Annotated in this window: 5 protein-coding genes and 1 pseudogene; 5 read left to right on the forward strand and 1 reads right to left on the reverse strand. The window is 73.0% G+C overall.

From position 1 onward, the window contains the following. The 3 genes and pseudogenes from HLK59_RS45880 to HLK59_RS45890 form a co-directional block, all read left to right on the forward strand. Positions 1 to 206 (forward strand): annotated as a pseudogene (locus tag HLK59_RS45880) (hypothetical protein); the annotation flags it as partial. 1 nt (position 207) lies between these two features. Further along, on the forward strand, positions 208 to 3069 hold the full coding sequence (locus HLK59_RS45885) for a hypothetical protein (RefSeq protein WP_171147619.1): 2862 nt from the start codon (positions 208 to 210) through the stop codon (positions 3067 to 3069). Further along, on the forward strand, positions 3066 to 4217 hold the full coding sequence (locus HLK59_RS45890; protein WP_171147620.1) for a bifunctional lytic transglycosylase/C40 family peptidase: 1152 nt from the start codon (positions 3066 to 3068) through the stop codon (positions 4215 to 4217). Before HLK59_RS45885 ends, HLK59_RS45890 begins: the two co-directional genes overlap by 4 nt. Positions 4218 to 4274: 57 nt before the next feature. Here the strand turns inward: HLK59_RS45890 and HLK59_RS45895 are convergent, their stop codons facing one another. Continuing rightward, on the reverse strand, positions 4275 to 4769 hold the full coding sequence (locus tag HLK59_RS45895) for an NUDIX domain-containing protein (RefSeq protein WP_346779976.1): 495 nt from the start codon (positions 4767 to 4769) through the stop codon (positions 4275 to 4277). A 304-nt stretch (positions 4770 to 5073) separates the two neighbouring features. On the opposite strand from HLK59_RS45895, the gene HLK59_RS51665 reads away from it, so the two are divergent. Further along, complete coding sequence (locus HLK59_RS51665) at positions 5074 to 5691, forward strand: hypothetical protein (RefSeq protein ID WP_346779977.1); 618 nt, start codon at positions 5074 to 5076, stop codon at positions 5689 to 5691. Further along, a partial coding sequence (locus tag HLK59_RS45905) for an ATP/GTP-binding protein (protein WP_171147621.1) occupies positions 5667 to 8285 on the forward strand: 2619 nt, incomplete at its 3' end. The genes HLK59_RS51665 and HLK59_RS45905, both read left to right, overlap by 25 nt.

Consider the following 8285-nt stretch of genomic DNA (forward strand, 5'->3'; position numbering starts at 1 on the left):
CCCCCTACCCCTCCGCCACACGCCAGGCCCGGTGCGAGGTGATCGTGGGCCCGGGCCACCCGTACTGCGAGCGCGCCGCGGCCGGTTCCGCTTCCGCTCAGCTCCACGACCTCGGCGATGCGGCGTGGCGGCTGGTTCCCGCCGGAGCAGGCCTGGCGGCCCTGCTCGTATGGCGGCGCAGCGCCGTGGCGCGGGAGCGGGGCTGAGATGTTGCGTCCAGAGCGCTCCATGCTGCGCCCGGCCGGTTTCGTGGTGCTGCTGACGGGCGTCTTCGTCATGGTCAACAGCCAGGTCGTGTACGCGGCCAGCAGCGAGACCGGCGATCTCCTCGCCCCGCTGAACATCACCTCGTCCGAGGGCGTGCCGATCAACGGCTACGAGCTCAATGCGCAGGGCGGGTCCATCTTCAGCTTCCAGTCGCAGTCTCTCGCCTTCGCCCTGGCCGGGCTGTTCACCGTGATCCGGCTGCTGGTCGGGCTGGCCGGGTGGGCGATCGAGCTCGCCTTCCGGTTCCCGCTCCTCAAGATCCTCATCGCCCCGGCGCAGAAGGTCGCCGACGCCTACAGCACGGTGGTCGTCGACACGCTCGGGCTGAAGGGGCTGTTGCTGGCGTGGGCGTTCGTGTTCGCCTCCTTCATGATCGTGCGGGGGCGGGTGGGCCGCGGTCTGGGCGAGATCTTCCTGACCCTGACGATCGCCGCGTTCGCCGCCTCCGCGTTCGTCCGCCCCGACTACCTGCTCGCCCCCGACGGCCCGCTGGGGCAAACGCAGCAGGTGGCCGCCGAAGTCGCCCAGGAGAGCGTCGCCTCCTACGACTGGGGCGGCAAGCTCGCCAGCCTCAGCCCCTGCGATCGCATGGCCGGCCAGCAGGAGGCCAAGTGCCTGGAGGAGCAGGCCGACGCGCCCGTGGCCTCCACCGAGGTGGCCCGCCCGCTGCAGGACTCCATCAGCAATGCGCTGATCGTCAAGCCGTACATGCTGCTGCAGTACGGCCGCATCCTCGACCCGTCCAAGCCATCGGACCGCAAGGCCTACGCCGTCCACCTGAAATGGATCACTGGCGGCTACAAGGCAGGAGCACAGAACGAGGAGAGTCAAGGGCAGGGCGGCAGGGACACCTGTGACCTGATCAAGGGACCCGCCAAGGAGTACTGCGAACGCGACAGCAACCCCGGCGCCGCCGCAGAGGACATTGCCGATGGCGCGGCCGGTTCCGGGCTCGCTCCGGGCTATTCGCTGGCAGACCTCGACAGCGCCGCCTTCAGCGAGGAAGGCCAGCAGTTCGCCGCCTTCCTCAAGGACATGGAGGATGCCGGGGACGTCGGCACAGCGTGTGCCGCTTATGCGCAGAAGCCCACCTGGTGGCGGGTCGGGGGCGCCGCCCTGCTGCTGATCGCGGCGTTCTTCATCTGCGGCATGCTGCTGTCCAGCGCGATCGTTCTGCTGGGCACTCAGGGCATCGGCGCGGCGGCCGCGGCCGCCGGAGCCCTGGCCTTCGTTGCCGGGATGCTGCCCGGCCCGGCGCGGCAGTCGGTGTGGAAGTGGCTCTCGATCTGGGGCATCGCGATCCTGGCCATGGTCGCCGTCTGTGCGTTCGTGCCGTTCTTCGGCATCGCCGTGGACGCCACCATCACCGACGGCCCCGACCTGATGGTCGAACGCATCCTGCTCATCGACGTCCTGGCGATCGCCGGTGCGGCCGGGCACCGCCGCCTGCTGAGCGGCATCGGCTCCTTCGGGCGGCGCATGGCGATGCGGATGCGCTACGCCAAGGTCGGCGGCAGTCACCTGCCGGGCGACAGCAGCGAGCTCGGTGCCGCGCTCGCCATGAACTCCCCCGCCGCGCTGGCCGGGTACGGCGGCGGCCTGCGCGCTGTCACCGGCGGCGGTGGCCGGTTCGCAATCCTCGGCACCCGCCAGCGCCTGATGGGCGCGCTCACCTCGGTGTTCGACGGGGCCGGGATGCCGGTGGACACCGGTCGTGTCCTGGCCGACGCACATGCCGAGGCCACACGGGGGCTCGCGCCGGTCACCGCCGCGGCGGCCGCGGGCGGGCTGGGCGCGCGGCTCGGGCTGTCCGGCATCCGGCTGGGAGGCAAGGGTGCGCACTGGCTGCTGATCGGCCGCCGCCCGCGCCCCGAGAAGCTGGACACCTGGCGCAAGCCCACCGCCGACGGCGACCCGCACCCTGGCGGCCCGCCGGGCGGCGGGGCCGGCGCAGGCGGGGGTCCTGGTGGTCGGGGGCCGCGCCGGCCCGGCGGCCCAAGCGACCGCTACCGCAACGAGGACGGCCAGATCGTCGATCCTCGCACGGGGCAGGTGCTGCACGACCAGCACGCGGATCGCACCCTGATGTCCACCCGGGCCCACAACCGGCTGGTCCGATTCCGCGGTTACCGCATCCTGCACCGGGGCGGCCGGCCCGTCTACGGGGCAACGCACGGTCTGCCCGACAACGTCCGCCGGGCGCGGGCCGGGGGCTCCGCCTACGCCCAGGACGCCCGCCGGCAGGCCCGGGTGGGGGGCAACACGGTCCGCGAAGACGCCCACGCCTGGGGAGACGCGAGGCGCCACGTGGAGCGCGTCCTGAGCGAGCACACCGACGACCGGGGCGGGCCTGGCCCGTTCACCGGCCGCCGCCTGCCCGCGCCCGCCACGTCCGCGCCGGGCAGCGGTGCGCCTGCGGTCGGCGGACCGGCCGCGGCCAGTGTCCCCAGCGAACGGCGCAGCACCCCGGCCGGCCCGGGCACGCGTTCCAGCGGGTCCGCCGCAGGCGCCCGGTCCCAGGGCAGTCCACCGCCCCCCTGGGTGCCGTCCAGCCCTGCCGGCAGCGGGGGCCGCACCACCCCCAACGGGCCGCCGTTTGGCGGTGCTTCGTCCGGGCCGCCCGCACCGGCCGAACCGCCGCGCCCCAGGCGCAGGCCTACCGGGCCGTCGCTACAGCCGGACCGCACCAGCGGGCGCTCGCGGGAGGAAGCACGCGACATGATCCAGGGGATCATGCGGCGCAACGAAGAACGGCTGCGCCGCGAACAACAACGCCCCAACCAGGGCGGTGAGAACGAATGAAGCGGCCCGCCCGGCGGATACGGCGGGGGGCCTGCCTGGTGGCGCTGCTGCTGTTCACGGCCGTGTGCTGCGCCGCCCCGGTCGGCAACGCGATCAGCGCATACGTGGCGCTGCAGGCGAGCGCGCAGGGCGACGGGGGGACGGCCCAGGGCGGCAGTGCCGCGGACATCCCCACCCGCATGCTGGCCGCCTACCAGAAGGCCGCCTCGCAGGCCGGCACGCAGGTGCCGGCCTGCCGGGGGATGCGCTGGCCGGTCCTTGCCGCCATCGCCAAGGTCGAGTCCCACCACGCGCGTGGCCACGCCATCACCGCCAGCGGCGACATCCGCCCCCGGATCTACGGCGTCCTCCTCAACGGCTCCGGGGCCGGCGGCAACACCATCGTGTTCCCGGACACCGACGGCGGCCGATGGGACGGCACCGCAACCGGCGAGCGCGCGGTGGGCCCGTTCCAGTTCCTGCCCTCCACCTGGGCAGGTGTGGGTGAAGACGCGAACGGCGACAAGGTCGCAGACCCGCACAACGCCGACGATGCCGCGCTCGGTGCCGCGATCTATCTGTGCGGCAACGGACGCGACCTGAGCAAGCGAGCCCAGCTCAAGGCCGCGATCTACCAGTACAACCACTCCAGCGAGTACGTGGCCACCGTGCTCGGGTGGATCGACCAGTACACGGCCGCCGCCAACGGCCCCGGCCTGGGGAACGTCTCGGGAAGGGTCCGCACCGTCATCGAGGCGGCGCTCTTCCAGCAGGGGGTGCCGTATTCGTGGGGCGGTGGCACCGCACAAGGGCCTTCGTATGGGATCTGCTGCTCACCCAGCGGGAAGAGCGGCGGGAACATCAAGGGCTTCGACTGCTCGGGGCTGGCGCTGTACGCGTACGCCCAGGTGGGTATCCGGCTACCGCGCACCGCGGCCCAGCAGGCCGGCACCGGCCGGCGCATCCCCGCCAGCCTCGGCACGGGTGCGCTGCGTCCCGGTGATCTCGTCTTCTACGCCTACGTCCCCGGACGTGATTCCACGATCTATCACGTCGGGATCTACCTGGGCAGCGGACAGATGATCAACGCAGCCAGGCCTGGCACCGTTGTGCGGCAGGACCCGGTGAGCGCCATGTCCGGCTACGCAGGAGGGGCGCGGCTGCTGTGACCGCCACCGCGGGTGCGGCGTCCGAAACACAAGACCCCGCGTCCCAGAGATCTGTCGTCAGCGTGTCGATCGCTCTTCGTCCATCCCGTTCTCCTCCCGCGGCCGCGGACCGTACGGGCGACGACGCGCAGCACAGGTCACCGTGGCCGCGCCCGCTCGGGCCGGGCGCGGTAGCCGTCGAAGGCCTCGCGTGCATCCGCGACGAACTCCCGGTGCCAAACCAGGCCGGCCAGTTCGGTCCCAGTCGACCCCCGGTGCCGGGCCGGCCTCCGCAGCATCGGGCCGGACCGGGTCCGTGATGGGGACCGCATGCAGCGCGAGGCAGCACGGGCTGATCACGCCCTGACACAAGAACCTGAACAGGAAGCGAGGACCTGCATGCACACCACGTTCTTCCCTCAACTCCCGCGCAGCGGCCTCCTGATCCGGCTCTCCCACGGACACCGCGCCCCCGAGCAGCCCGTTGATCTGGCCCGGGAAGAGCGTCACCTCGCCGGGACGGCGGTAGACCAGGACACGCCCTGCACTGTCACGGCACACGATCGTCGCCACGCGGTGCAGTCATCGGTGCCGGATCACCTCGGCCCGCTCGACCACAGCGAGTATCTCGCCGCGCTCATCCACCCGCTCCACCCGTTCGCCCAAGGGGCACACGAGGGCAGAGGGGACCGACATGGCCTCCAGAGCACACGCCGTGCACGGCAGCACCGGCGCACCGCCGGCCCGCAGGGAAAGGCCCCACCGGCCGGACGATCCCGCGCGCCTTGCGGCCGGGCCCTCGCCCGACATCCCCGGCGGGCACGGCCTGCGACGCTGCCGTTCAGAGTCTGCAGCCAGGCGCTCAGGCCGTCTGTGGGTGGTGGGCACCGTCGTCCTCGCCGTCGCCGGTGTCGCCCTGCTGGGCATGCCGCACGTTCGGACGACGACGGCCCCGCCCCCGTCAGCGGCCGCCTACCCCACCACGGGGCCGTCGTCGCCAACCCCTGCACGCGCCGGCCACACGCCGGGCATCGCAACCCTGCCTTCCCCGGCGCACGCGGCATCACCCTCCCCACTCGAGTCCGTCTCTGCGCTGCCTCCGCAGGGCGAGGGCGCGGCCGGAGACCGGGCCATCCAGCGCTCGCTCGAGGAGGCCTGGCCCGCCGACCTTGCGGCCGGCGACGAACGGGAGTTGCTCACGGCGGGCCGTGCGCTGCTGCGCGCAGATGCCACCGGAAGAGGCCGCGCCCCCTGGCCCGCCGTGTTCCCCCAGACCCGTCGGAACGCGGCGTCGCCGGTGTTCGTCCCGGCCGGCTTCCGTATCCAGGCCGCGATCGCCCGCCGCGACGGGGGCCCGCAGGAGGCGGTGGTGCATCTGGTGTGGGCCGGCATAGACCACGCCGGCACCTTCACCGAACTGCGCATCACCGACTGGCACTTCACCCGCACCACACACAAGGGAGCTCCCACATGGATTCCGCAGCCCCGCACCTGACCCACCACGCCCTTCACACGGCCACAGAACCCGGACTCGGCCTGGTCACCCACCTGATCGACACCGCCGGCTGGCTCTTCGCCCACTGGTACCTGCCCGCCCTCGCCGTCGCCGCGCTCTGGGGTGGCGGCGAGTGGGTGGTGCGCCACCTGGCGCGGCGGGCCTCGGCCGAGCGGATGGCGCTGGAGCTCACCTCGCAGCGGCACTTCGATCCCGGGCTGGAGGAGATCTTCCGCCGTGGCGTGCAGCTGGCCCGGGCCTCCACGTCGATGCCGTGGTGGGTACCGCGGCGGGCGAAGACCGTGCAGATCCGGCTGCGCGCGGACGGCCGTGCGCCGCTGCGCTACCGGATCGAGGGGCCGGCCGGCGGTCAACGGCTGTTGTCGATCACTCCGTTCGGGCCCGGCGTCACCGTCCAGCGGGCCCGCCCGATCGTGGACGGTCCGCGCGCGCATGTGGTGCGGGCGGAGTTCATCCTGCGCGGCAAGCCCACCGCTGCGCTGCGCGAGGTACCGCTGGACCCTGATCCGCTGCAGCCGCTGGTGGACGCCGTGTGTGACCTGCGGGCCGAACTCGGCGACCTGGCCGAGATCCGCCTCGATCTCCAGCGTGCCCCCAAGTGGCTGCTGCGCACGCGCCGCCTGCAGCTGATGGGCGCGGCCCGCCGATCCGAGCGCCGTGAGGCCCAGCGCTCCGCGCGCTGGCTGCGCCAGGACGCCGGACGCATCGAGGACTCCCTCAGCTGGCAGCTGCGCCAGCTCCTGAGTGACAAACGGGCTCCGGGCGCGGGACGGCTGGTGATGCCGCCGGTGCCGCGCCGGGTGGATCCGGCCGAAGCCCTGGGCAAGCTCGCCGAGGACGACCATCTGGTGCGCGTGCAGCTGTTGGTGATGTGCGCCTCCAACACCCAGGGCCGCGCCCAGGCCCGGCTCGCCCAGCTCCAGGCCGCCCTCGATGTGTTCGGCGGCCGCTCGCGGTGGGCGATGCGCGGCTGGCGGCTGGGGCCGTGGCGGATCGGCGCCGACCACTGGCCCACCCGGCGCACCTTCGAGCGCCGCTGGGACCTGGGGCACTGCCAGCCGCCTCGCGCGAACTGGGTCAGGCTGGACGAGATCACCGGACTGCTCAAGCCGCCCACCGTCACCTGCCGGCTGCCGCTGCTCGCCACCGAGCTGCCGACCTTCACCTTCGGGGATCCTGAGCTGCTGTTGCAGGGCCTGTACCGGGGCCCGGACGGGCGGCGCCGCATGGTCGGTACCTATGCGGCCGAGACCCTGTTCGAGGTCGGGGTCGGCAAGGCCGGCGGCGGCAAGACGGAACGGGCGCTGGCGCAGGCGATCGGCTGGGCGCATGCCGGCGGCGCACTGATGTTCCTCGACCCGCACCGCGACTCCTGGCCGCGGGCCGCCCCCTTCCTCGCCCACCCGCACCTGATGCGGCGCATCGCCCTGATCGACCTCAACACGGTGGGCCCGTCACCGCTGCTGAGCTCGTGGAATCCGCTGGCCATGCAGCACGGGCCGGCCTCGCACGACGTCGTCGAGGCCGTCTGTGACGCGTTCGCCTCCGCGCTCGGCTGGGACGACGCCGCCGCCCCCAGAGCGCTGACCATCTTCACCGCCGCCCTGAGCGTCCTCGTCGCCGTCAACGAAGCAGCCTGCCAGGCCGGCCAGCCGGCAGACCAGGCCACCCTCTTCCACCTGCGCCCCCTGCTCACCGACCCGGGCTTTCGGGCCGCAGCCCTGGCGGCAGTCACCGGCCGGCTGGACGAGGACACCCGGGCCTGGTGGACGACGGTGTTCCCCACGTTCCCCCCGGACGCGTTCGCCGTGGTCCTCAACCCGATCGCCCGCCTGGCCGCCCACCCCGTCACCCGCGCCTTCCTCGGCCAGCCGGCCGGCGTCTACAACAGCCGTGCCGCCATGGACGCAGGGCTCATCGTGTGGGTGTGCCCGGCCGGCACCGGACCCACCGACCGCCTGCTCACCGCCTTGATAGCCCGGGACCTGCTGCGGGCGGTGCGCTCGCGCCGCGACACCCCCGAACACCAACGGCGCCCCTACCGGCTGTACTTCGACGAACTGATCACCCTGACCGGAGCGGCCCCGGACTCCATCGCCGCGATGTTCGAGGACTTCCGCAAGTACAGAGTCACCGTGCACGGCATGACCCAGCTCCTGGGACGCCTGCCAGGACCCGTGCGGATGTCGCTCACCCAGAACGCCTCCACCCTCGCCTCCACCACCGGCTCGAGGACCGCGATCGCACCCATCACCGCGGAATGGGGCGAGCAGCCCAGCGCAGACCAGGTCGCCGCGCTGGACCGGTACGAGCACTACATGTCCCTCACCGTCCACGGCCGCCGTGTCGGCCCGGTCCGTATCACCGGAGTACACCTGGACGAGGTCTTCGCCGACCACGCCCGCCCCCGCCACGTCCCCGCCCTGCAACACGCCGCCCAGGACCTGGCACAGGCCCGCCCCCTGGACGACCTGCTCGCCACCGCCGCCGCCCAGCACGCCCGGGTGACCGCTTTCCTCACCGCACACGCCCCGGCCACCACACCCGACAGTCTCACCACACCAGAGACCTAC

Source organism: Streptomyces sp. S3(2020) (genome assembly GCF_013044505.1).
GTDB lineage: Bacteria > Actinomycetota > Actinomycetes > Streptomycetales > Streptomycetaceae > Streptomyces.

Excerpts from the sequence above, each read along its gene's own strand:
- HLK59_RS45885 (WP_171147619.1), top strand. The coding sequence starts at position 208 with ATGTTGCGTCCAGAGCGCTCCATGCTGCGCCCGGCCGGTTTCGTGGTG.
- HLK59_RS45890 (WP_171147620.1), top strand. The coding sequence starts at position 3,066 with ATGAAGCGGCCCGCCCGGCGGATACGGCGGGGGGCCTGCCTGGTGGCG.